The 21,796-nt window shown below is 72.4% G+C and carries 20 protein-coding genes; 8 read left to right on the forward strand and 12 right to left on the reverse strand.

Annotated elements, in window-relative coordinates; genetic code table 11:
• Positions 1–44: 44 nt before the first annotated feature.
• Complete coding sequence (locus FHX46_RS05800) at positions 45–821, forward strand: isoprenyl transferase (RefSeq protein WP_167111326.1); 777 nt, start codon at positions 45–47, stop codon at positions 819–821.
• Positions 822–1,158: 337 nt separating this feature from the next.
• Positions 1,159–2,553, forward strand: coding sequence for a PhoH family protein (locus FHX46_RS05805; protein ID WP_167111328.1), 1,395 nt, complete (start codon positions 1,159–1,161; stop codon positions 2,551–2,553).
• A 41-nt stretch (positions 2,554–2,594) separates the two neighbouring features.
• Here FHX46_RS05805 and guaB1 read toward each other — a convergent pair whose 3' ends face one another.
• Positions 2,595–4,034: a GMP reductase gene (gene guaB1, locus FHX46_RS05810; protein ID WP_167111330.1), complete on the reverse strand. Its 1,440-nt coding sequence runs from the start codon at positions 4,032–4,034 to the stop codon at positions 2,595–2,597.
• Between the two features lie 30 nt (positions 4,035–4,064).
• Between guaB1 and FHX46_RS05815 the strand changes: the two genes are divergently transcribed.
• Positions 4,065–4,514 carry a DUF309 domain-containing protein gene (locus FHX46_RS05815; protein WP_167111332.1) on the forward strand — a complete coding sequence of 150 codons (450 nt, stop codon included), beginning with the start codon at positions 4,065–4,067 and terminating at the stop codon, positions 4,512–4,514.
• 513 nt (positions 4,515–5,027) lie between these two features.
• On the opposite strand, the gene FHX46_RS05820 is transcribed toward FHX46_RS05815, so the two are convergent.
• Genes FHX46_RS05820 through FHX46_RS05830 form a run of 3 tightly spaced genes read right to left on the reverse strand, consistent with a single transcriptional unit; the run spans position 5,028 to position 8,094 of the window.
• Complete coding sequence (locus tag FHX46_RS05820) at positions 5,028–6,011, reverse strand: ABC transporter substrate-binding protein (protein ID WP_167111334.1); 984 nt, start codon at positions 6,009–6,011, stop codon at positions 5,028–5,030.
• Positions 6,012–6,031: 20 nt separating this feature from the next.
• Positions 6,032–7,066: a FecCD family ABC transporter permease gene (locus FHX46_RS05825; RefSeq protein WP_167111336.1), complete on the reverse strand. Its 1,035-nt coding sequence runs from the start codon at positions 7,064–7,066 to the stop codon at positions 6,032–6,034.
• The gene (locus tag FHX46_RS05830; protein ID WP_167111338.1) at positions 7,066–8,094 is read right to left on the reverse strand and encodes a FecCD family ABC transporter permease; all 1,029 of its coding nucleotides are present in this window, start codon (positions 8,092–8,094) and stop codon (positions 7,066–7,068) included. Before FHX46_RS05830 ends, FHX46_RS05825 begins: the two co-directional genes overlap by 1 nt.
• A gap of 197 nt (positions 8,095–8,291) precedes the next feature.
• On the opposite strand from FHX46_RS05830, the gene FHX46_RS05835 reads away from it, so the two are divergent.
• Positions 8,292–9,746 (forward strand): CehA/McbA family metallohydrolase, encoded by a 1,455-nt coding sequence (locus tag FHX46_RS05835; protein ID WP_313886038.1) that lies wholly within the window; start codon positions 8,292–8,294, stop codon positions 9,744–9,746.
• A gap of 63 nt (positions 9,747–9,809) precedes the next feature.
• On the opposite strand, the gene FHX46_RS05840 is transcribed toward FHX46_RS05835, so the two are convergent.
• The 3 genes from FHX46_RS05840 to FHX46_RS05850 form a co-directional block, all read right to left on the reverse strand.
• A complete protein-coding gene (locus FHX46_RS05840; protein ID WP_313886039.1) occupies positions 9,810–10,229 on the reverse strand; it encodes a LysE family translocator in 420 nt (139 codons plus the stop codon).
• 453 nt (positions 10,230–10,682) lie between these two features.
• A complete protein-coding gene (locus FHX46_RS05845) occupies positions 10,683–12,194 on the reverse strand; it encodes an ATP-dependent DNA ligase (protein WP_167111342.1) in 1,512 nt (503 codons plus the stop codon).
• Complete coding sequence (locus FHX46_RS05850) at positions 12,155–13,084, reverse strand: DMT family transporter (protein ID WP_167111344.1); 930 nt, start codon at positions 13,082–13,084, stop codon at positions 12,155–12,157. The genes FHX46_RS05845 and FHX46_RS05850 overlap by 40 nt, the downstream gene beginning before the upstream one ends.
• A 69-nt stretch (positions 13,085–13,153) precedes the next feature.
• Between FHX46_RS05850 and FHX46_RS05855 the strand changes: the two genes are divergently transcribed.
• A complete protein-coding gene (locus FHX46_RS05855; protein WP_167111346.1) occupies positions 13,154–13,735 on the forward strand; it encodes a TetR/AcrR family transcriptional regulator in 582 nt (193 codons plus the stop codon).
• Between the two features lie 137 nt (positions 13,736–13,872).
• Here FHX46_RS05855 and FHX46_RS05860 read toward each other — a convergent pair whose 3' ends face one another.
• On the reverse strand, positions 13,873–14,427 hold the full coding sequence (locus tag FHX46_RS05860) for a sigma-70 family RNA polymerase sigma factor (RefSeq protein ID WP_167111348.1): 555 nt from the start codon (positions 14,425–14,427) through the stop codon (positions 13,873–13,875).
• 129 nt (positions 14,428–14,556) lie between these two features.
• Between FHX46_RS05860 and FHX46_RS05865 the strand changes: the two genes are divergently transcribed.
• Positions 14,557–15,279, forward strand: a complete 723-nt coding sequence (locus FHX46_RS05865; RefSeq protein ID WP_167111350.1) for a zf-HC2 domain-containing protein — start codon at positions 14,557–14,559, stop codon at positions 15,277–15,279.
• Here FHX46_RS05865 and FHX46_RS05870 read toward each other — a convergent pair.
• Positions 15,246–16,118: a helix-turn-helix transcriptional regulator gene (locus tag FHX46_RS05870; protein WP_167111352.1), complete on the reverse strand. Its 873-nt coding sequence runs from the start codon at positions 16,116–16,118 to the stop codon at positions 15,246–15,248. The two genes, FHX46_RS05865 and FHX46_RS05870, sit on opposite strands and share 34 nt — an antisense overlap.
• 128 nt (positions 16,119–16,246) lie before the next feature.
• On the opposite strand from FHX46_RS05870, the gene FHX46_RS05875 reads away from it, so the two are divergent.
• A complete protein-coding gene (locus FHX46_RS05875) occupies positions 16,247–17,266 on the forward strand; it encodes an aldo/keto reductase (RefSeq protein WP_167111354.1) in 1,020 nt (339 codons plus the stop codon).
• 40 nt (positions 17,267–17,306) lie between these two features.
• Here FHX46_RS05875 and FHX46_RS05880 read toward each other — a convergent pair whose 3' ends face one another.
• Positions 17,307–18,704, reverse strand: a complete 1,398-nt coding sequence (locus FHX46_RS05880) for a class II fumarate hydratase (protein ID WP_167111356.1) — start codon at positions 18,702–18,704, stop codon at positions 17,307–17,309.
• A gap of 105 nt (positions 18,705–18,809) precedes the next feature.
• Between FHX46_RS05880 and FHX46_RS05885 the strand changes: the two genes are divergently transcribed.
• Positions 18,810–19,784 (forward strand): NAD(P)/FAD-dependent oxidoreductase, encoded by a 975-nt coding sequence (locus tag FHX46_RS05885; RefSeq protein ID WP_167111358.1) that lies wholly within the window; start codon positions 18,810–18,812, stop codon positions 19,782–19,784.
• On the opposite strand, the gene FHX46_RS05890 is transcribed toward FHX46_RS05885, so the two are convergent.
• Both FHX46_RS05890 and glpX read right to left on the reverse strand, forming a co-directional pair.
• Entirely contained in the window at positions 19,785–20,675 is an 891-nt protein-coding gene (locus FHX46_RS05890) for a S1 family peptidase (RefSeq protein ID WP_167111360.1), read from the reverse strand.
• Entirely contained in the window at positions 20,672–21,742 is a 1,071-nt protein-coding gene (gene glpX / locus FHX46_RS05895) for a class II fructose-bisphosphatase (protein WP_167111362.1), read from the reverse strand. The genes FHX46_RS05890 and glpX overlap by 4 nt, the downstream gene beginning before the upstream one ends.
• Positions 21,743–21,796 lie beyond the last annotated feature (54 nt).

The following is a 21,796-nucleotide window of genomic DNA, read 5'->3' on the forward strand; positions in this document are numbered from 1 at the left end:
GCCCGCCCCACGCCACTCCGGACGGCTGCGTACATTGGTTGGACGTGAGTCTTCGCTCCTTCGCGTCCAAGGTCGTCTACGGCGTGTACAGCCGCCGGCTGATCCAGCAGGCGGCCGGCAAGCATCCGCGACATATCGCGATCATGCTGGACGGCAACCGCAGGTGGGCGCGGGAAGCGGGCTTCACCGACGTCTCCGACGGGCACCGCGCCGGCGCCCGCAAGATCGCCGACTTCCTCAGCTGGTGCCGCGAGGCCGAGGTCGAGGTCGTGACCATGTGGTTGCTGTCCACGGACAACCTCAGCCGCGCCAGCGAGGAGCTCGAACCGCTGCTGGAGATCATCGCCGACGTCGTCGACGAGCTCGCCCAGCCGGGGAACCCGTGGCGCATCCGGGTGGTGGGCGCGCTGGACCTGCTGCCCGAGCCGATCTCCAAGCGCCTGCAATCCGCGGCGGCCAGCACCGAGAGACGCACCGGGATGGAGGTCAACGTCGCCGTCGGTTACGGCGGGCGGCAGGAGATCGCCGACGCGGTCAAGAAGCTGCTGCTCCACCACGCCGACGAGGGCACCCCGATCCGCGAACTGGCGAAGATCCTCGACGTCGACCACATCTCCGAGCACCTCTACACGTCGGGACAGCCCGACCCGGACCTCATCATCCGCACCTCCGGTGAGCAACGCCTCTCCGGTTTCCTGCTGTGGCAGTCCGCGCACTCCGAGTTCTGGTTCACCGAGGCGTACTGGCCCGCGTTCCGCCGCGTCGACTTCCTGCGCGCGCTGCGCGACTACGCCTGGCGGCACCGCCGTTTCGGTACTTGACAACACCCACCGTCGTCATTTCGCCCGTTCTCCTCTACCGACGGTGAGATGACAACCTGGTGAATCACCTGCTCGGCTGCCTGCACGAAACGGCCGACGCAGGTAACTTCCGAAGTGATGGCTCGTGACCTTGCGGACCATCACGGGAGGCCCTGGTAGTGGCGGTTGTAGAGCTGACGGCGCGTGAGCCGTTCGCGATACCCACGAGGGGGCCGGCACCCGGCCCTCGTGGCCCTGCGCGCTGACGCAGAAGCGACAGCGAAGAGCGGACCAGCCAGGGTGGTGCCCGGCCCAGCGAGTGTGGGCGTGGTGCCACGTCCACGAGGGAGATGCCGTCGTGACTACGCAGCGTTCGTCCCGTAGGGCCTCTGGCCGCTCATCGAATTCCGCGGAGGGCACCGCAGAACCCCCGAGTACCGTTCCCGGGCAGCACACCTACGTCCTGGACACCTCGGTCCTGCTCGCCGACCCGTGGGCCATCACGAGATTCGCCGAGCACGCTGTGGTCCTGCCGTTGGTCGTGATCAGTGAACTGGAGGCGAAACGGCATCACCCCGAGCTGGGCTGGTTCGCGCGGGAATCCCTGCGCCAGCTCGACGACCTGCGGCTCAAGCACGGCCGCCTGGACGCCCCGATCCCGATCGGTGACACCGGCGGCACCCTGCACGTCGAGCTGAACCACTCGGACCCGACGGTCCTGCCGCCCGGGTTCCGCACCGACTCCAACGACCACCGCATCCTCGCCTGCGCCCTCAACCTCAAGGTCGAGCGCACGACCGTCACGCTGGTCACCAAGGACATCCCGTTGCGCGTCAAGGCCGGTGCGGTCGGCCTGGATGCCGAGGAGTACCGCGCGCTCGAGGTCACGCCGTCCGGCTGGACCGGGATGCTCGACGTCGAGGTCCCGCAGGAGGCCGTGGACGCGTTGTTCCGCGACGGCGTCGTGGACCTGGCCGAGTACGGGCTGCCCGAGGTGGGCGAATCGCCGTGCCACACCGGTCTGCGGCTCGTCGCCGGCTCCGGCTCCTCCAGTGCGCTGGGGCGGCTGACCCCGGCGAAGCAGGTGAAGCTGGTGCGCGGCGACCGGGAGGCGTTCGGCCTGCACGGCCGGTCCGCCGAGCAGCGGATCGCGCTGGACCTGCTGCTCGACCCGGACATCGGCATCGTCTCCCTCGGCGGCCGGGCCGGCACCGGCAAGTCGGCGCTCGCGCTGTGCGCGGGCCTGGAGTCGGTGATGGAACGCCGCGAGCACCGGAAAGTGGTCGTGTTCCGCCCGGTGTACGCGGTCGGCGGCCAGGACCTCGGCTACCTGCCGGGGTCGGAGTCGGAGAAGATGCAGCCGTGGGCGCAGGCGGTGTTCGACACGCTCGGCGCCCTCGTCAGCCAAGAGGTGCTGGACGAGGTGTTCGACCGCGGCATGCTCGAGGTCCTGCCGCTGACGCACATCCGCGGCCGTTCGCTGCACGACTCGTTCGTCATCGTGGACGAGGCGCAGTCGCTCGAGCGCAACGTGCTGCTCACGGTGCTGTCCCGGCTGGGCACGGCGTCCCGCGTGGTGCTCACGCACGATGTGGCGCAGCGCGACAACTTGCGCGTCGGCCGCCACGACGGGGTGTCGGCGGTGATCGAGAAGCTGAAGGGCCACCCGCTCTTCGCGCACGTCACGCTGACCCGCTCGGAGCGGTCGCCCATCGCGGCGCTGGTCACCGAGATGCTCGAGGATCACGGCTGAGTTCCGTGCGGGCCGCCTCCTGCCGGGGCGGCCCGCACGGCTCACCAGCCCGCGGGCAGCGGCCGGCCCTCGGCGAAGCCGGCGGCCGACTGGATACCCACCACCGCGCTGCGGTGGAAGTCCTCGATGTCGCGGGCGCCGGCGTAGGTGAACGCGGACCGCACACCCGAGCAGATCGAGTCGAGCAGGTCCTCGACCCCGGGACGCTGTGGGTCCAGCAGCATCCGCGACGAGGAGATGCCCTCCTCGAACAGCGCCTTGCGCGCCCGCTCGAACACGTTGTCGGTGCGGGTGCGGGCGCCCACGGCACGCTTGCTGGCCATGCCGAACGACTCCTTGTACGGCCGCCCGTGCTCGTCGTAGCGCAGGTCACCGGGGGATTCGTGGGTGCCGGCGAACCACGAGCCGACCATGGCCGCAGACGCGCCGGCCGCCAGGGCCAGCGCGACGTCCCGCGGGTGCCGCACACCGCCGTCGGCCCACACGTGCTTGCCCAGCTCCCGCGCGGCCTTCGCGCACTCCAGCACCGCGGAGAACTGCGGGCGGCCGACGCCGGTCATCATCCGCGTCGTGCACATCGCGCCCGGCCCGACGCCGACCTTGACCACGTCCGCGCCGGCGGCGATGAGGTCGCGGGTGCCCTCCGCGGTGACTACGTTGCCCGCCACCACCGGCACCGCGGGCGAGACCGAGCGGACGGCCTTCAGCGCGGCGATCATCTTCTCCTGGTGGCCGTGCGCGGTGTCCACCACGAGCGTGTCGATGCCCGCGGCCAGCAGCGACTCGGCCTTCGCCGCCACGTCCCCGTTGATCCCGACCGCGGCCGCGACCCGCAGCCGGCCCTGTGCGTCCACGGCCGGGGTGTAGATGCCGGCCCGCAGCGCCGCCGTCTGGGTGAGGATGCCGGCGAGCTTGCCGTCGGCGTCCACGCCCAGCGCGACCTGCGCACCCGCGGCGTGCAGGCGCTCGAAGACCTCCCGTGAGGGGGTGTCCAGCGGGCAGGTGACCGCCGGTTCGTAGGCGACCTCGGCGACTCGGGCGAACCGGTCGACACCGGTGCACGCCGCCTCGTCCACGACACCCCGAGGGCGCCCGTCCTCGTCGACCACGACGACAGCGCCGTGCGCGCGCTTGCCGATCAGGTTGAGGGCGTCGGCGACCGCGTCACCGCCGGTGAGGACCAGCGGGGTGTCCCAGACCGGGTGCCGGTGCTTCACCCACGCGACGATGTCCGCGACCGCGGCCGGGTCGACATCCTGGGGCAGAACGACCAACCCGCCGCGGCGGGCGACCGTCTCGGCCATCCGCCGCCCGGCGACGGCGGTCATGTTCGCGACGACGATCGGGATCGTCGCGCCGGTGCCGTCGACGGTGGACAGGTCGACGTCGAAACGCGACTCCACGCCCGACCGGCTGGGGACGAGGAAGACGTCGTCGTAGGTGAGGTCGTGAGCGGGCCCGTGGCCATCGAGAAAACGCACGAGTCCCCAGACTACGGCACAATCGTGACCATGGCCGATCGGGACCGCGACGCCGAGGGGCGGCCGCGCAACGCCCGCCCCCGCGACGGGCTCGGGCGCCCGTTGCCGTACGGGGCGCCCGGGGTGTCGCGCCAGCCGGAGGGCGTGGTGCGCACGCCCGCGGAAACCGTGACGGAGGCGCAGCGCCTGCTCGACGCCGGCCGCCCGTTCCACGCGCACGAGGTGTTCGAAGACGCGTGGAAGTCCTCGGACGGGCCGGATCGCGCGTTGTGGAAGGGTTTGGCGCAGCTGGCGGTCGGGCTCACGCACTCCGCGCGGGGGAACCTGAAGGGGGCTGCCTCGCTGCTGGCCCGGGGTGCGGCCGCCATCGAGCCGTACGCGGCGCAGGCTCCGCACGGGATCGACGTGGCCGGACTCCTGCGGTGGGCGCGCGCGGGCACGGACGCACCACAGGACCTGGCCACCCCGCGACTGACCTGACGCCCCCCGGCCACCCACCACCGCCAGCGGCGAACACGCCGCGCGCAGCGGCGAACACCTCGCGCACGGCGGCGAACACGCCGCGCCCAGCGGCGAACACGGCGGCCAACACGCCGCGCCCAGCGGCGAACACAGCGCGCACGGCGGCCAAGACGGCGCGCGCAGCGGCCAAAGCGCTACCGCTAGTGGCCAACACGCCGCCGCGAACGGCCAACACGCCGCGCCCAGCGGCGAACACGGCGCGCACGGCGGTCAAGACGGCGCGCACGGCGGCCAAAGCGCTACCGCCAGTGGCAAACACGGCGCCGCGAGTGGCCAACACGCCGCCGCGAACGGCAAACACGGTGCCGCGAGGGGCGAACACGCCGTCGCCAGCGGCGAACACGCGGGATGCGGCGTGTTTGCTCCTCCGGGCGGTGTGTTGGCCGGTTTGGGTGGCGTGTTGGCGAGTCCGGGCGGCGTGTTGGCGAGTCCGGGTGGCGTGTCAGTGGTCGCGGTGTCGGTGGCCGGGGCTCAGGCGACCTTGCGTGCGCCCTCGAGGTTCGCCGCGAGGTTGTTGATCGTGCGGGCCTGTGCGGTGTAGTCCATCGACGAGAACTCCCACGGGAAGACCTGCCCGGCCGCGGCCGCGGGCATCCGCGCGAACGTGACCTGCTGCATCAGCGCGTTCCGGTCCATCGCGCGCAGCGAGTACAGCACCACGTCGGTCGGGTACCTGCCGATGTTCTCCCAGCTCACGTGCTCCCAGTAGTACTTCGAGCCGCCCGGGTCGGGGTAGGTGAGGCCGAGCTCGGTGTAGCTGCGCAGGGCCGGGTCGTCGGCGGCCTTCGCGATGTAGACGCCGTCCCCGGGGTACGCGGCGATCGCCATCACGGTCAGGCCCTTCGCGGCGGCGTTCTTCAGCCGGGCGCGCGCGTTCTCGTAGTCCTGCCGCGCCGCCGCGGCCGGCTCCGTGCCCAGGGCCCGCGCCAGCTCGACCGTCCGGTCCACGACCCCGGTCGCCGACCCCGCCATCTTCAGCGCCACGATCGGTGCGATCTCGGCGACGGCCCGCTGCTGGGTGACGTCCTTGAACCCGTACAGCGGCGCGTTCCGGTCGATGGTCCCGGCGCTGTCCACCGGGTAGGCGTGGGTGAGGATCAGGTCCGGCTTCGCGGCGGCGAGGGCTTCGATGTCGATCTCGCCGTAGGTCCGGCCGACCTCCTTGACCTGACTGAGGTCGCGGCCGCGGAAGTTCACGTCGTCGGCCATCGCGGTGTAGCCGAACGCGGCGGCGGGGGTGATTCCGTAGTTCCACAGCGACGCGACCGCGTCGGTGAGCCCGGCGATGCGCGCCGGGCGGGCGCCGAGGTCGACCTTGGTACCCAGGTCGTCGGTGAACGACCAGGCGCTGCTGCCCGCAGCCGGGTTCGATCCGCCCGAACCGCAGGCGGCGAGGAGGCCGGTCGCGGCCACGGCCAGGCTGCCGGTGAGGAACGTCCGGCGGGTGGTCGTCATGGGGTCACCTTTCTTCGGGGTCAACGACGTCGGAGGAGGAGCCAGATGAGGTAGGGCGCGCCGATCGCGGCGGTGATCAGGCCGACCGGGACCTCCCACCCGAAGGCGGTGCGGCCCAGCAGGTCGGCGGCCTGGACGAGCAGGGCTCCGCCGAGTGCGGACGCGACCAGCGGCGGCCGGGACCCGCCGGTGAGGCGCAGCATGATCTGCGGGGTCACGAGGGCGACGAAGCCGACCGGCCCGGCGGCGGCGACGGCCGCGGCGGTCAACCCGACGGCTACCGCGATGGTCGTCAGCCGCGCGGTCTGGATGCGCACGCCGAGCCCGGCGGCCGCGTCGTCGCCGAGCTGGGTGACCGCGAGGGTGCGGAGGAGGGTGAGCGCGGCCGGGACGAGCAGCGCGGTGAGGACGATCAGCGGGACGGCCTGGTTCCAGCTGACCGCGCTGATGGACCCGACCAGCCACACCGTCGCCTGGGCGGCGCTGTTGATGCTGGCGAGGATGAGCAGCCAGTTGGTGAGCGCGGCGAGGACGGCGGCGCACCCGATACCGACCAGCACCAGCCGGAAACCGTCCACACCGTGACGCCAGGCGAAACCGTAGACCGCGAGGGCCGCGAGGAGACCACCGGCGAGCGCGGCGACCGGCACCCCGAGGGTGATGGTGCCGCTGCTCAGGCTGTAGACGCCGCCACCGAAGACGATCACCGCGACGGCGGCCGCGGACGCGCCTCCGGTGACGCCGAGGATGTCGGGAGTGGCCAGCGGGTTGCGTGAGATCGTCTGGGTCAGCGCGCCGGCCATGGCGAGGCACGCGCCGGCGAGGCATCCCGTGATCGCTCGCGGAAGCCGCAGGTCGAACAGGATGTGCCGGTCGATCCGCGCACCGCCGCCGGCGAGGAGTTCGGGCAGCTGCCCGAGCGGGATCGGGTACTCCCCGATGGTCAGTCCTACGGCGGTGACCAGGAGCAACACACCGAGCGCGACGAGGCACACCGTGGCCGCGCGGGTGTGCCGCCGCGCGCCGAGGGCGGCGGTGCGGGTGAGCGGCGCCATCAGAGCTTCGCCATCCGGGTGCGCCGGGCGATGACGACGAAGGCGCCACCACCGAGGACGGCGAGCGTGATGCCGGCCGGGATCTCGGCGGGCCCGGCGACCAGGCGCCCGACCACGTCGGCGAGCAGCAACAACACCGCGCCGGCCAGCGCCGAGCACGGGACGAGCCACCGGTGGTCGGGACCGGTCACCGCGCGGACCACGTGCGGGACGATCAGGCCCAGTGCGGTGATCGGGCCCGCGGCGGCGGTCGCCGCGCCGGCGAGCAGGGTGACCGCGGTGAGCCCCACGAGCCGGCTCACCGCGACCGACTGACCGAGGCCCCGCGCGGTGTCCTCGCCGAGCGAGACCGCGTTCAGGGCGCGCGTGTTGATCATGGCCAGGACCAGCCCGGCGACCACGAACGGCAGAACGGTGGCGCTGATGCTCGCGTCCCGGCCGCTGACCGAGCCGACGACCCAGCGGCGGTAGACGTCGAGCGTCGGGTTGTCGCTCAGGACGACCAGCGAGGTGAAGGTCGACAGCAGCGCCATCACGGCCGCCCCGGCGAGCGCCATCGGCACCGCGTTGAGCTGGCGCCCGGTGGACCCGATCGCGAACACCGCCGCGGTCGCGATCAGTGCACCGGCGAACCCGAACACCACCTGCCCGCGCGGGTCGCCGATCCCGAACAGCTGGGCGGCCAGTGCCACCGCGAGCGCGGCGCCCGCGTTGATGCCGAGCAGACCGGGGTCGGCCAGCGGGTTCCGGGTGTGCCCCTGCATGAGGACCCCGGCGGCGCCGAGGGCGAGGCCGACGAGCACCCCGAGCGTGGTGCGGGGCAGGCGCAGGTCCCGGACGATGGTCGCTGCTTCGCTGCCTTCGTCGTGCAGCAGGACCCGGACCGCGGTGCCCAGCCCGAGGTTGTTGCTTCCCAGGACCAGGCTGAGCGCGACCGACACGACCAGCGCCACCAGCAACGACATCAGGAGCACCGGTGCCCTGCGCGGCGTCCTGCGGGCGGGTGGGGCCGAGACGATCGCGTTCACGGTTTGCAACTTAGCTTAGCCGTACCTAAGTCGGAAGTGTGACATTCGTTCAGGTTCTGGACACGCGGTGGACCGTCCGGCGGCCCGCGACGGTCACCCGCCGCTGATGACATGGCCGCATGTGCATGAATTGCGGGGTTTCCCGGCGTGGCTTCCTCCAAGCGGCGTCGGTGGCCGGGGCGGTCACGCTCGCGCCGGTGACGTTCGCCGAAGCGGCCGAGGGGCAGGCCGAAACCAGGGTGCTGACCGGCCGGTTCGAACCGGGCACCGCGGACTTCGTCTACCTGCCGGTGGAGGTGCCCGCCGGGGTGAACCAGCTGTCGGTGGTCTACAGCTACGACAAGCCGGCCGTGCCCAGCGGGACGCCCGGCAACTCGTGCGACATCGGCATCTTCGACAACCGCGGCACGGCGCTCGGTGGTGCCGGCTTCCGCGGCTGGTCGGGCGGTTTCCGCGACCGCTTCACGATCAGCCGCACCGAGGCCACCCCGGGCTACCTGCCCGGGGACATCACGCCCGGCACGTGGTACATCGTGCTCGGCCCGTACATGATCGCCCCACAGGGCCTGAACTACCGCGTCGAGGTGACCCTCACCCACGGCCCAGCCGGCGCCGCGTACCAGCCGAACTACCCGCCCGAGCGGACGCGTACCCGCGGCCGCCGGTGGTACCGCGGCGACTGCCACCTCCACACCGTGCACTCGGACGGCAAGCGGCTACCGGCCGAGGTGGCCGCGGGCGCGCGGGCAGCCGGGCTCGACTTCATCACCTCGACCGAGCACAACACGTCCTCGTCCCACGGCGTCTGGGGCGAATTCGCCGGGGACGACCTGCTGATCATGCTCGGCGAGGAGGTCACCACCCGCAACGGGCACTGGCTCGCGCTCGGTCTGCGGCCCGGTCAGTTCGTCGACTGGCGATACCGGTCCCGGGACGGCAAGCTGCCCGAGTACCAGCAGGCGGTGCACCGTTCCGGCGGACTCTGCGTCGCCGCGCACCCGAACGGCCCGTGGGTCGCGAGCAACTTCAAGTTCGGCTACACCGGCTTCGACGCGGTCGAGGTGTGGAACGGCCCGTGGACGTGGGACGACGAGGCCACGTTGGCCGACTGGGACAACGGCCTGGTGGAATCCCTGCGTGGCAAGGGGAACTGGGTTCCCGCGCTGGGCAACAGCGACGCGCACAGCCCCGGCAACACAATCGGGCTGCCGCAGACCGTCGTCTCCGCCGACGCGCTCACCCGTGACGCGATTCTCGCCGGGATCAAGGCCGGGCGCAGCTGGATCGCCGAATCGGCGGGTGTCGACCTGTCGCTCGTCGCGACCGGGCCGCGCGGCCAGGCCGCCGGGATCGGCGACCGTCTCCCCGCGGGCGACGCCGACAAGGTTGCCGTGCGCCTGGACGTGTCGGGTGTGCCGAACGGAACCGTGCGGCTGATCACCGACGAGGGACAGATGTTCCAGCAGAGCCTGCCCGCTTCCGGAAGCGGCACCGTGACGTGGCTGACCACGCCGGCGGTGTCGGCGTACGTGCGTGCCGAGGTGCGCCACCCCCGTGCCGATGGTTCCCCGGGTGCCCCGGCCGTGTCGCCCGAACCGAACTTCGGACCCATGGCGGCGATGACCAACCCGATCTTCCTCGGCCGCGCGTGACGTCCTGACGGTCCCGCGCGGCCCGGGGCGGCCGCGCGGGATGGCGCGCTGTCCGCGGTCTGCTCAGTGGTCGACGGCCAACCGGATGCCGAGGCCGATGAAGATGCCACCGCTGGTGACCTCGATGCGGCGCCGTGCGGCGTGTTTGCGGCGCAGCCACCCGCCGATGCGGCCGGCCAGGACGCCGACGGTGCCGTCGACGAGGAACTCGAAGGCGATCATGATCGCGCCGAGGATCGCGAACTGCAGCCAGACCCGGCCCAGTGCCGGGTCGATGAACTGCGGGAGGAACGCGATGGTGAAGGTCACCATCTTCGGGTTGAGCAGGTTGGTCAGCAGGCCGGAGAGGTAGGCGCGGCGCCCCGGGACACCCGTCGTGTGTTCCTCGTCCGCACTGGTGCCGCGCTTCCGGATGGCCTGCGCACCGAGGTAGATGAGGTAGGCGGCGCCGACGACCCGGACGACGGTGAACGCGACGGGCACGGCGGCGAACAGCGCGGCGAGCCCCGCGCGGCGACTGCGACGTGCACGGCCTCGCTGGTGGCGACCCCGGCGGTGGCGTGCAGGCCGGAGCGGGGACCGCCGCGCATGCCGCAGCCCAGGATGAACAGCATGTCGGGGCCCGGGATCACCATGGTGATGATGGTGGTGGCCAGGAAGGCGAGCAGCAGGTGCGGGTCGATCGGCATGCCCCATCCCGACATCCGCCCGGTCGAGGCGAGCTGTTTCCGGTCGGCACCACATCACAGCGGCCGGGTGGAAGCCGGGGCACGGCCGCAACCCCGGTGCCACTCCCGTCGTGGCACGCCTTGCACATCGATGTCCGCGCAGAGCGCACCGGCGGCAAGCCGGCCATGGACGAGACCGGCTCCCACTGTGCCACGCCAAGGTGGATGGGATCAGCCGCGCCAGCGGCGCCGGGACGCACCGCTGTGCTCAGCCGCGCACCGTGGCACGGACCGCGTCGATCGTGTCCGCCTCCCCGGGGTCCTTGTCCGGGCGGTACCGCACCACGCGCGCGAACCGCAGTGCGACGCCACCCGGATAGCGGGTGCTCACCTGCGCACCGTCCAATTCGATCTCAACCACCAGCTCCGGCCGGACGTACACCGTCCACCGGTCGCGGTGGGACTCGATCTCCTGGAACACCCTGGTCTGCCACGCCAGGAGTTCGTCGGTCAGCCCCTTGAACGTCTTGCCCACCATGATCGGCGGCCCGCCGTCCGGGTCGCGCGCACCGAGGTGCAGGTTCGACAGGTAACCGGTTCGGCGGCCGTGGCCCCACTCGGCGGCGAGGACGACGAGGTCGAGCGTGTGCACCGGCTTCACCTTCAGCCACGCCCGGCCCCGCCGCCCCGCCGCGTACGGCGATTCGAGCGCTTTCACCATCACGCCCTCGTGCCCGGCCTCGAGGGCGGCCGCGAGGATCGCGTCCGGATCGGACGGTTCGGCCCGGCCCGGGATGAGGTGCTCGCCGGCCACCCGGCGCAGCGCCTCGTTGCGGTCCCGCAACGGCCTGTCCAGCAGGTCCGTGCCGTCCAGGTGCAGGCAGTCGAAGAAGTACGGCCGCAGCAGCAACGCGCGCACCTGCTCCTCGCGCGTGCTGCCGAACCGGCTCATCGTCTCCTGGAACGGCCGGGGCCTGCCGTCGTCGGTCAGCGCGAGCGTCTCGCCGTCGAGCACCACCGACCGGCACGGCAGTGCGCGCACCAGCGACACCAGCTCGCCCACGTGCTGGGTGATCTCACGCAGTGTTCTCGTGTAGACGTGCACCTCGTCGCCGTCGCGGTGCACCTGTATCCGCGCTCCGTCCATTTTGTACTCGACGATGGCGGACGGGTGCTCGCGCACCGCCTCGTCGAGTGACTCCGCCGGGGACGCCAGCATCGGCCGCAGCGGACGCCCCAGCTCGAGCCCGAACCGCCCGAGCGCGGCCTCGCCACCGGTGACCGCGGCCAGCGCGGTGACCGGCAGCCGCCCGGACAGCATGAACGCGCGGCGGACCGCCTCGGCCGGCACGTCCGCGGCCGCGGCGATGCCGTCCAGCATCACGCCTTCCAGCGCTCCCTGCCGCAGCTCGCCGGTGAGCAGGCGGAAGAGGAACTGCTGTTCGGCCTCGGTGGCGCGGGTGAACAGCTCCGCCAGCAGGCCGGACCGGCGCCTGGCCGACCCGCTGCCGGCAGCGGCACCCACCTCTCCGAGGACCGCGTCGACCTCGGCCACCGTCAGGTTCGCCGTGTCCGCCGGGCTCGCGCCCAGCTCGGCCAGCGTGCGCCACCCCGTCCCGATCCGGCCCTGGGTGGGCCGTCCGGTCAGGAACGCCACGACGGCGGGCAGCTCCCGCTCGTCCGCGCGGTTGAGCAGGTCTGCCAGCGTCGTGATCTTCGCCTTGCGCGAGCGGGTGGCCGCTAGCGAGGCGGAGGCTGTGACGACGTCGGCGAGGAGCATGCGGACATCATCTCCCGGCCCACCGACAATTTCCGTGGACGGTGCAGGACCAGCACCACTGCCGCCAGGCACACCACCAGGCCGAGCAGACCACGCAGCGTGATCGTGTCACCGAACATGATCCAGGCGAGCACCATCGTCGTCGGCGGGGTGAGGTACAGCAGGGTGGACACGGTGGTCACCGAGCTACGCCGGAGCACCAGCCAGTAGCAGCCGTATCCCCCGAACGTGGAAAACAGCACGACCCACCCGATCGCGACCCAGAATTCCGGGACTGGTGGCGGGGTCAGCTGGCCGGTCGCGGCCGCGATGCCGGTGAACAGCACGGTGCTCGTGAGGCACTGCACGACGAGACCGTCCATCAGGGGCACGTCCGGCGCGGTGCGGCGTTCCAGGAACGTGGCGGCCACCAGGGCCAGCATCGCCAGGAACGGCAACCCGTAGGCCAGGACCGGGGTGCCCGGACTGCCCGAGAGGTCGCCGCCGACCACCAGCGCGACCCCGGCGAGCCCTGCGACCAGGCCCGCCCATCGCCGCACCCCGGCTCGTTCGCCGAGCACGAGCTGCGCGAGGACCACCGCGGCGATCGGCTGCAACGCGGCGATCAACGCCGTTGTGCCTGGTGGCACGCCGAGATCCGCCGCCGCGTACGTGAAGTACAGGTAACCGGCCTGGGAGAGCACGCCGAGACCGGCGTGAACCGCGGCATCGCGGGGCCGCATCGAGCGTCGCCGGACCAGCCACCACGCCCCGAGCAGCAGGCCCACCACGATGAACCGCCAGGCGAGCAGGGTCACCGGACCGCTGGACCGGGCACCCAGCGTCGCGCCCACGAACCCCGAGCTCCAGAACAAGACGAACCCGGCTCCGGGGATGGCGTTCCGGCCCATGCGGTCTCCTTCCAGGTATACAGATCTGTTTAGTCACCGTAGCTATACCGGTGGGTGTACTGTCAAGTCGTGGAGACGGAAAAGCCGCTGACCCCGGCCGCTGAACGGATCCTCACGGTCGCCGAGGAACTGTTCTACGCCAACGGGATCCACGCGATCGGCGTCGACACGATCGCCGCCGAGGCCGGGGTCACCAAGAAGACCCTCTACGACCGGTTCGGGTCGAAGGCCGAACTGGTCGCGCTCTACCTGCGCCGCCGGGACGAGCGGTGGCGGGATTGGGTGCACGGGTACGCGGACCCGCGCGCGGCGCCGCAGCGCCGCATCCTGCGCGTGTTCGACGCCCTCGCCGACTGGATGAGCATGGCGAACAGGCGCGGATGTGCGTTCGTGAACGCGCACGCCGAGCTGCCCGCGGCCGACCACCCGGCGCAGCAGGTGATCGCGGCCTCCAAGGAGTGGCTGCTGGACTACCTGCGGCAGCTCGCGGCCGAGGCCGGGGCGCGCAACCCGGCACGGCTGGCGGAAGCGTTGCTGATCCTGATCGAGGGCGCCACGGTGGTCGCTTCGCTGGACGTGCTGCCGACCGCGGTGGCCGCGGCGAAGCGGGTGGCGAAGTCGCTGGTCGACGAGGCGACCGCGGCGCGCTGACCGGCCGCTCCCCGATCTCGCGGCAGGCGGACGGTACCCGCCCGGTTCAGCTGTACCCGGTCGGGCTGCTGTTCGGCGTCCGGTTCGGCACCGCGACCCAGGTGCTGGGGCCGGCGCGCGTCGAGCACCGCTGGAGCTCAGCCCAGTGATGCGGCCCGGCGGGCCGGACTGAGCGCGGCGGCCAGATCCTCGCGGGCCCGGAACACGCGGGACCGGATGGTGCCGACCGCGCACTCGCACACCTCAGCCGTGTCCGCATAGGACAGACCGACGACCTGGGTGAGCACGAACGCCTCCCGGCGTTCCGGCTCCAGCCCGGCGATCAACGCGCGCAGCACGACGAGCCGGCCGTGGTCCGGCGTGTGCGCGCCGCTCTGTTCGGCGGTCGCGACCCAGTCCTCCACCTGGTTGGTCCGCGGGCGCCGCCGGCTGGTGCGCAGGTGGTCCGCGGCGACGCGCTTGGCGATCGACAGCAGCCACATCCGGGCCGGTGACCGACCGGCGAAGGACGGCAGGGCGGCGAAGGCACGCAGGTAGGTTTCCTGCACGAGGTCCTCGGCGGCGCCGGGGTCGGACAGGTAGGTGAGCAGCCGGTGCAGCTGCCGCTGCGTCGCCGACACGAACCGCTCGGCGGCCACCTGATCGCCGCGGGCGGCCAGGAAGGCGTGCCGGGTGATCTCGTCGTCGTCCACTTCGCGTTCCTCCCGCGAGCATGATCATGGGGCGTCCATGGAACCGCACACTCCGGGAAATCCCAACCGGTCCCACATCGCGGGGCGGCGCGGCGGAACTATCCCGCCACCCGTGACGACCAGGCAGGTATGGACTGTGCGACCGCGCGCGAGGCGATCTCGGCCACTCTGGACGGTGAGGACCCCGGGGTGGCTCCCGCCGCGCTGGACGAGCACCTCACGCGCTGCGCGGCATGCGTGGCCTGGCAGGACGAGGCCGCGGCCGTGACCCGGCTGGTGCGCCTCGAACCGGCCGCCACCGCGCCGGATGTGACCGAGCGTGTGCTGGGCCACGCGCCGCCACGCACCGCCGGAGGCGACTGGCCGCGCTGGGCGCTCGGGCTCGCCGCAGCCGCCCAGATGTCGATCGCCGTGTCGTTGCTGTCCGGGCCGCACGCGATGGCAGGCGGGATGGCGGTCCAGCCCGGCTCCCACCTGGAGCACGAGTCCGCGGCGTTCAACTTCGCTGTCGCGGTCGCGCTGCTGTGGGCGGCCGCGAAACCCGGGCAGGCCCGCAGTCAGCTACCGGTGCTGCTCAGTTTCACCGCCGTGCTGGGCGGGCTGTCCCTGCTGGACGCGCTGGGCGGCCGGGTCGGCTGGGAACGCCTCGCCAGTCACCTGCCGCTGGTGTTCGGCGTGTGCTGCGCGGCGCTGATCGCGCGCCGGGACGGCCGGTGGCCGTGGCCGGGCAACCGGGCGGGCGCCCGGCCTGGGCGCAGAGCGGGCCGCGGCGGCAGCGCGCACGAGCTCGCCCAGCCGGGCACGCCGTCCCGCGAGCATCAGCCGCCGGCGGCCCGGCGCAGGGTGGCCTGATCGACGTCCTCGGTGCTGATCCAGCTGGCGAGCGACCCCAGCGCCCGCTCGGACTCCGAGCCGGGCTCCGCCGTGTAGGTGAGCAGCGCCTGGTCGGGTTCGTCCGGCAGGCGGAACGTCTCGTACCGCAGGTGCAGCTCGCCGACCAGCGGATTGTGGATGAGCTTGTGGCCGTGGGCCTTGTCCCGCACGTGGTGCCCGGCCCACAACCGCCGGAACCGCTCGCTGCCCAGTGACAACTCACCGATCAGCTGGGGCAGCCGCGCATCGTCCGGGCACCGGCCCGCCTCGGCCCGCAGGTTCGCCACCAGGTCCTGGCAGACCTGGTCGAACTCGGGGTGCAGGGCGCGGGCCTCGTCCTCGTTGAGGAAGAACAGCTTGGCCATGTTGCGGTCCTCGGCCCGCACCGAACCGAAGTCGAAGGTGAGGATGCCGCCGAGATCGTTCCAGGCCAGCACGTCCAGGTAGCGGCCGAAGACGAACGCCGGCACGGCCATCGCGTCCAGCAGCTGCTGGAGCGCCGGCCGCACCTGCTGGGCGGGGCACCAGCCCGGCCGCTTGCGCCGCGGGACGGCGAGGTTGTGCAGGTAGGTGCGCTCGTCCGGAGCCAGCCGCAACGCCCGGGCGAGCGAATCGAGCACCTCGTCCGACACGTTGGGTGCGCGGCCTTGCTCCAGCCGGGTCAGGTAGTCGACGCTGATCCCGGCCAGCTGGGCCAGCTCCTCGCGCCGCAGCCCGGGGACCCGCCGCCGGGTGATCCCCTCGGGCAGTCCCAGCTCGCGCGGATCCAGCGCCGCGCGCCGCGCCTTGAGGAACGCCCCGAGATCAGCTCCGTCCATGCCGCCCAGTATCCCAGGGTGGCAGCCCGTTGCCTGGTACTGCCGGACCCAGGTCGAGCGATGCCTGGTCCGGTCCTCCCGTCGGCGGCAACGTGGTTGGCACAGGCACTACGAGGGAGGAACCCGACATGCGACGACGGATTCTCGGCGGCACCGGCATCGAGGTCAGCGAGTACACGCTGGGTGCGATGATGTTCGGCGCGTGGGGCAACCAGGATCACGACGAGTCGATCCGCATGATCCACACCGCGCTCGACGCCGGCATCAACTTCGTCGACACGGCGGACATCTACTCCGACGGCGAGAGCGAGGTCATCGTCGGCAAGGCGCTGAAGGGGCGCCGTGACGACGTGGTCCTGGCGACCAAGGGGCACTTCGAAAGACTCGGCGGCGGCGGCAGCAACTCCCGCCGCTGGCTGACCAAGGCACTGGACGCCAGCCTGCGGCGCCTCGACGTCGACCACGTGGACCTGTACCAGGTCCACCGGCCCGACCACCTGACCGACATCGACGAGACCCTGTCCGCGCTCTCGGACTTCGTGCGCGCCGGCAAGGTGCGTGCGGTCGGGTCGTCGGTCTTCCCGGCCGAGCAGATCGTCGAGGCGCAGTGGGTCGCCGAGCGGCGCGGGCACGTGCGGTTCCGCACCGAGCAGCCGCCGTACTCGATCCTCAACCGCGGCATCGAAGCGCACGTCCTGCCGACCACCCAGCGTTACGGCATGGGCGTCCTGACCTGGGGGCCGCTGGCGGCGGGCTGGCTGTCCGGCCGGTACTCGAAGCCGTCCGATGTGGACCTGCAGGCCGGCCGGGTCGCCGTGCAGAACCACAAGTTCGACCCCGCCATGCCCGGGAACGCGGCGAAGCTGGCGGCGACGAACGAGCTGAAGAAGATCGCCGCCGAGCTGGGCCGCCCGCTGACGCACCTGGCGCTGGCGTTCGTGCGCTCGCACCCGGCGGTCACCTCGGCGATCATCGGGCCGCGCACGCCGGAGCAGCTCACCGACCTGCTGGCCGGTGCGGACCTGGTGCTCGACGACGAGGTCCTGGACCGGATCGACGAGATCGTCCCGCCGGGCGTCGACCTCAACGCGGCCGACCCCGACTACACGCCGCCCGCGCTCGCGGACAAGTCCCTGCGCCGCCGCTGATACGGCGTGGAGGCCACCCGCCCGGGTGGCCTCCACCGGCTCACCTGCCGCCGCGCGCCATCCGGAGCACGTCGAGGGCCTCGTCGAGCTGGGCCTCGGTCAGCTTGCCCTGCTCGATGTAGCCGCGCTCGACCACGACCTCGCGGATCGTCTTCAGCTCCTTGAGCGCCTGCTTCGCGACCGCGGCGGCCTCTTCGTAACCGATGTACTTGTTCAGCGGCGTCACGATCGACGGGGAGCCCTCGGCGTAGGCCCGGGTGCGCTCCCCGTTGACCGTGATCCCGGCGATCACCTTGTCGGCCAGCAGCCGGGACACCGCGGCCAGCAGGCGCGCCGACTCCAGCACGTTCCGGGCGATGACCGGCAGGTTCACGTTGAGCTGGAAATTGCCCTGCGAACCGGCGTAGGCCACGGCCGCGTCGTTGCCGATGACCTGCGCGACGACCTGCAGCGTCGCCTCCGGGATCACCGGGTTGACCTTGCCCGGCATGATCGACGAGCCCGGCTGCAGGTCGGGCAGCTGCAGCTCGGCCAGACCGGTGCGCGGACCGGAACCCAGCCAGCGCAGGTCGTTGGCGATCTTGGCCAGCGACACCGCGACCGTCCGCAGGTGACCGGAGGTCTCGACCACGCTGTCCTGGCTGGCCTGCGCCTCGAAGTGGTTGCGCGCCTCGGTCAGCGGCAGCCCGGTGACCGTCGCCAGCTCCTCGGCCACGGCGGCGCCGAAGCCCTCCGGCGCGTTCAGCCCGGACCCGACCGCGGTACCACCGATCGGCAGCTCGCCCAGCCGGCCCAGTCCGGACTCCAGCCGTTCGATGCCGAAGCGGACCTGCGCCGCCCACGCCCCGGCCTCCTGGCCCAGCGTGATCGGCACCGCGTCCATCAGGTGCGTGCGGCCGGACTTGACGATGTCCTGCCATTCCCCGGCGCGCCGCTCGATCGTCTCGGCGAGGTGCGTCAGCGCCGGGACGACGTCGGTGAGCACGGCCTCGGTCGCGGCGATGTGGATCGTCGTCGGGAACGTGTCGTTCGACGACTGCGAGGCGTTGACGTGGTCGTTCGGGTGCACGTCGGTGCCCAGCGCGCGGCTCGCCAGGGTCGCGATGACCTCGTTGGCGTTCATGTTCGACGAGGTGCCGGACCCGGTCTGGAACACGTCGATGGGGAAGTGCGCGTCGTGCTCGCCCGCGGCGACCTCGTCGGCGGCCGCCGCGATCGCGGCGGCCAGGTCGTCGTCGAGCACCCCGAACCGTGCGTTGACCCGCGCCGCGGCGGCTTTGAGCAGGCCGAGCGCGCGGATCTGGGCGCGCTCGAGGCCGCGGCCGGAGATCGGGAAGTTCTCGACGGCGCGCTGGGTCTGGGCCCGGTACAGCGCGTCCGCGGGCACCTTCACCTCGCCCATCGTGTCGTGTTCGATCCGGTATTCCTGTTCAGCCATAACCCGAGTCTGGCCCTTCCGCCCGGTGCTCGCTTCGTGTGTTTGCGCACCCGGAATGGTTGAATCGGACGTGTCCTGGATCACTGCGAAAGGGTGGCCGCGCGGATGGCTCTGTCAGTGGACGTGCTGATCGTGGGGGCGGGTCCGACGGGCCTGTTCGCCGCCTACTACGCCGGGTTCCGCGGTCTGTCGACGGCGGTCGTGGACTCCCTGCCCGAGGCCGGCGGTCAGGTCACCGCGATGTACCCGGAGAAGCTGATCTACGACGTGGGCGGGTTCCCCGCGGTGCGCGGCCGGGATCTGGTCAAGGGCCTGCTCGAACAGGCCGCGCCGTGGCACCCGCGGTACCTGCTCGGGCGCAAGGCCGAGGAGCTGCGCCGCGGCGCCGACGGGCTGGACGTGGTGCTCGACGGCGGTGAGGTGGTGCACGCGGGCGCGGTGCTGATCACGGCCGGGATCGGCGAGTTCACGCCCCGGCCGTTGCCCGCCGGGGACGGCTGGCTCGGCCGCGGCATGGTTCACTTCGTGCCGTCGCTGGACGCCCACGCCGGGCAGGACGTGGTGGTCGTTGGCGGCGGCGATTCGGCGTTCGACTGGGTGCTGGCGCTGCACCCGCTCGCGTCCAGCGTGACGCTCGTGCACCGGCGCGCGAAGTTCCGCGCGGCCGAGTCGATCGTCGCGCAGGCCCGCGAGCTGGGGGTGCGGATCATCACCGACGCCGAGGTCACCGAGCTGCGCCCGGGGCCGGACGGCGCGCTCGCCGAGGTCGAGGTGCGGGTGAAGGACGCGGAGGCGCTGGTGCTGCCCGCGCAGGCGGTGGTGGCCGCGCTCGGGTTCACCGCCGATCTCGGGCCGCTGGAGAACTGGGGCCTGGACATCCACCAGCGGGCCATCCGCGTCGACTCGACCATGGCGACCGGGGTGGAGCGCGTGTTCGCCGCCGGTGACGTGGCGGCCTACCCCGGCAAGGTCAAGCTCATCGCGACCGGGTTCGGCGAGGCCGCGACCGCGGTGAACAACATCGCCGTCACGCTCGACCCGGAGGCCCACCTGTTCCCGGGGCACTCCAGCAACCCGTGATCACACCGCCGGCGCCGTGGTCGTCGGCACGGTGGTCGTCGGCACCGTGGTCGTAGGCACCGTGGTCGTCGGCGGCGCGGGGCTGGTGGTGGGAGCCGGGCTGGGTGCCGGAGCGGGCGCGGGTGCCGGGGCGGCCGGCGGGGGCGCGGTCTGCTCGGCGATCCACTGCGTGTACGCCACCGCCGAGGTGTAGATCGACGGCGCGGTCGTGCACGTCGAGTCGTTGTTGCCGGAGCGGCTGGTCAGGCCGAGCAGCAGCCACCGGTCACCGGCGCGGAGCAGCTCCGGTCCGCCGGAATCGCCGTAGCAGGCGCCGGACTTGCCGCCCGGGGAGTCCGTGCACAGTTCCGTCGCGGCGTCGATCGCGGCGCACCGCGTCACCTCGACCAGCGTCGTGTCGAGCTGCTGCAAGTCGATCGGCGGGGCTCCGCACCCTGGGGTCGGACAGGTCTGGCCCCAGCCGAGCAGCCGGACCGGCGTGCCGGCCGCGGCCGGCGTAGCCAGCCCGATCGGCGCGGCCTGCACCGGGCTCGCCAGGTGGACCAGTGCGATGTCCCCGCCCGGGCCGTTCGGGTTGTAGCCCGGGTGGGAGATGACCCGGTCGGGGCGGCCGATCTCGCCACCCTGCGTGCGGTCGTTGCTGCCGACGCGGGCCGTGAACGCGTTCGCCGTCTGGTCGTGGACGCAGTGCGCGGCGGTCAGCAGCCACTGCGGCGCGATCAGCGACGCCCCGCAGAAGTGCCGGCCCGCGGTCGTTTGCAGCGACGCCACGAACGGGTAGGGCTGGTCCGCGGACACGCCGCCGACCAGGTCCGGCCGGGCCGCCGCCGGCTGTCCGAGCACGCCTAGGGCGAGCAGGCAGGCGGCGGCGGCCAGCAGGAGTCGTCTCACGGCAGCGGGGGCACCACGTCGTCGTCGGGGGAGCCGGTCAGGACGCCGTCGAAGTCCACCGACGAGTAGGCGCGCAGCTTGGTCAGGCGGTGGTAGCCGTCGATCATCCGCACCGTGCCCGACTTGGACCGCATCACGATCGACTGGGTCGTCGCGCCGCCGGCGCGGTAGTGCACGCCGCGCAGCAGGTCGCCGTCGGTGACGCCGGTCGCGCAGAAGAACACGTTGTCGCCGCGCACCAGGTCGTCCGTGGTGAGCACGCGGTCGAGGTCGTGACCGGCCCCGATCGCCTTCTCGCGCTCGGCGTCGTCCTTCGGCCACAGCCGGCCCTGCAGCTCCCCGCCCAGGCACTTCATCGCGCAGGCGGTGATGATGCCCTCGGGCGTGCCGCCGATGCCGAGCAGCATGTCCACGCCGGTGGTCGGGCGGGCCGCGGCGATCGCGCCGGCGACGTCACCGTCGGAGATGAAGCGGATCCGGGCGCCCGCCTCGCGGACCTCCTGGACCAGCTTCTCGTGCCGCGGCCGGTCCAGGATGCAGACCGTCACGTCGGACACGTCGCTGTGCTTGGCCTTCGCGACCCGGCGGATGTTCTCCGCGACCGGCGCGGACAGGTCCACCACGCCCGCGGCCTCCGGTCCGACGGCCAGCTTCTCCATGTAGAAGACCGCCGACGGGTCGAACATCGCGCCGCGCTCGGCGACCGCGAGCACCGCCAGGGCGTTCGGCATGCCCTTCGCCATCAGGGTGGTGCCGTCGATCGGGTCGACGGCGACGTCGCAGGCCGGGCCGTCCCCGTTGCCCACCTCTTCGCCGTTGTAGAGCATCGGGGCTTCGTCCTTCTCGCCCTCACCGATGACGACGACACCGCGCATCGAGACGGTCGAGATCAGCTGGCGCATCGCGTCGACGGCCGCACCGTCGCCGGCGTTCTTGTCGCCCTTGCCGACCCACCGGCCCGCCGCCATCGCGGCGGCTTCGGTGACGCGCACCAGTTCCATCGCGAGGTTGCGATCCGGCGCTTCCCGGCGTCTGGTCGTGCTCGGGGAATCGGTGCCGCTGGTCATTGCTGCCCTCCACGGTCGTGCTGGCCGGGTAACGATTCTCGCAGACTCGCGCGG

It is taken from the genome of Amycolatopsis viridis (assembly GCF_011758765.1).
GTDB lineage: Bacteria > Actinomycetota > Actinomycetes > Mycobacteriales > Pseudonocardiaceae > Amycolatopsis_E > Amycolatopsis_E viridis.

Coding starts and splice junctions, on each gene's coding strand:
- FHX46_RS05845 (WP_167111342.1), bottom strand. CDS start 12,194: ATGCTCCTCGCCGACGTCGTCACAGCCTCCGCCTCGCTAGCGGCCACC.
- FHX46_RS05880 (WP_167111356.1), bottom strand. CDS start 18,704: ATGGCTGAACAGGAATACCGGATCGAACACGACACGATGGGCGAGGTG.
- FHX46_RS05885 (WP_167111358.1), top strand. CDS start 18,810: ATGGCTCTGTCAGTGGACGTGCTGATCGTGGGGGCGGGTCCGACGGGC.
- glpX (WP_167111362.1), bottom strand. CDS start 21,742: ATGACCAGCGGCACCGATTCCCCGAGCACGACCAGACGCCGGGAAGCG.
- FHX46_RS05870 (WP_167111352.1), bottom strand. CDS start 16,118: ATGGACGGAGCTGATCTCGGGGCGTTCCTCAAGGCGCGGCGCGCGGCG.
- FHX46_RS05815 (WP_167111332.1), top strand. CDS start 4,065: ATGGCCGATCGGGACCGCGACGCCGAGGGGCGGCCGCGCAACGCCCGC.
- FHX46_RS05850 (WP_167111344.1), bottom strand. CDS start 13,084: ATGGGCCGGAACGCCATCCCCGGAGCCGGGTTCGTCTTGTTCTGGAGC.
- FHX46_RS05865 (WP_167111350.1), top strand. CDS start 14,557: ATGGACTGTGCGACCGCGCGCGAGGCGATCTCGGCCACTCTGGACGGT.
- FHX46_RS05875 (WP_167111354.1), top strand. CDS start 16,247: ATGCGACGACGGATTCTCGGCGGCACCGGCATCGAGGTCAGCGAGTAC.
- FHX46_RS05820 (WP_167111334.1), bottom strand. CDS start 6,011: ATGACGACCACCCGCCGGACGTTCCTCACCGGCAGCCTGGCCGTGGCC.
- FHX46_RS05825 (WP_167111336.1), bottom strand. CDS start 7,066: ATGGCGCCGCTCACCCGCACCGCCGCCCTCGGCGCGCGGCGGCACACC.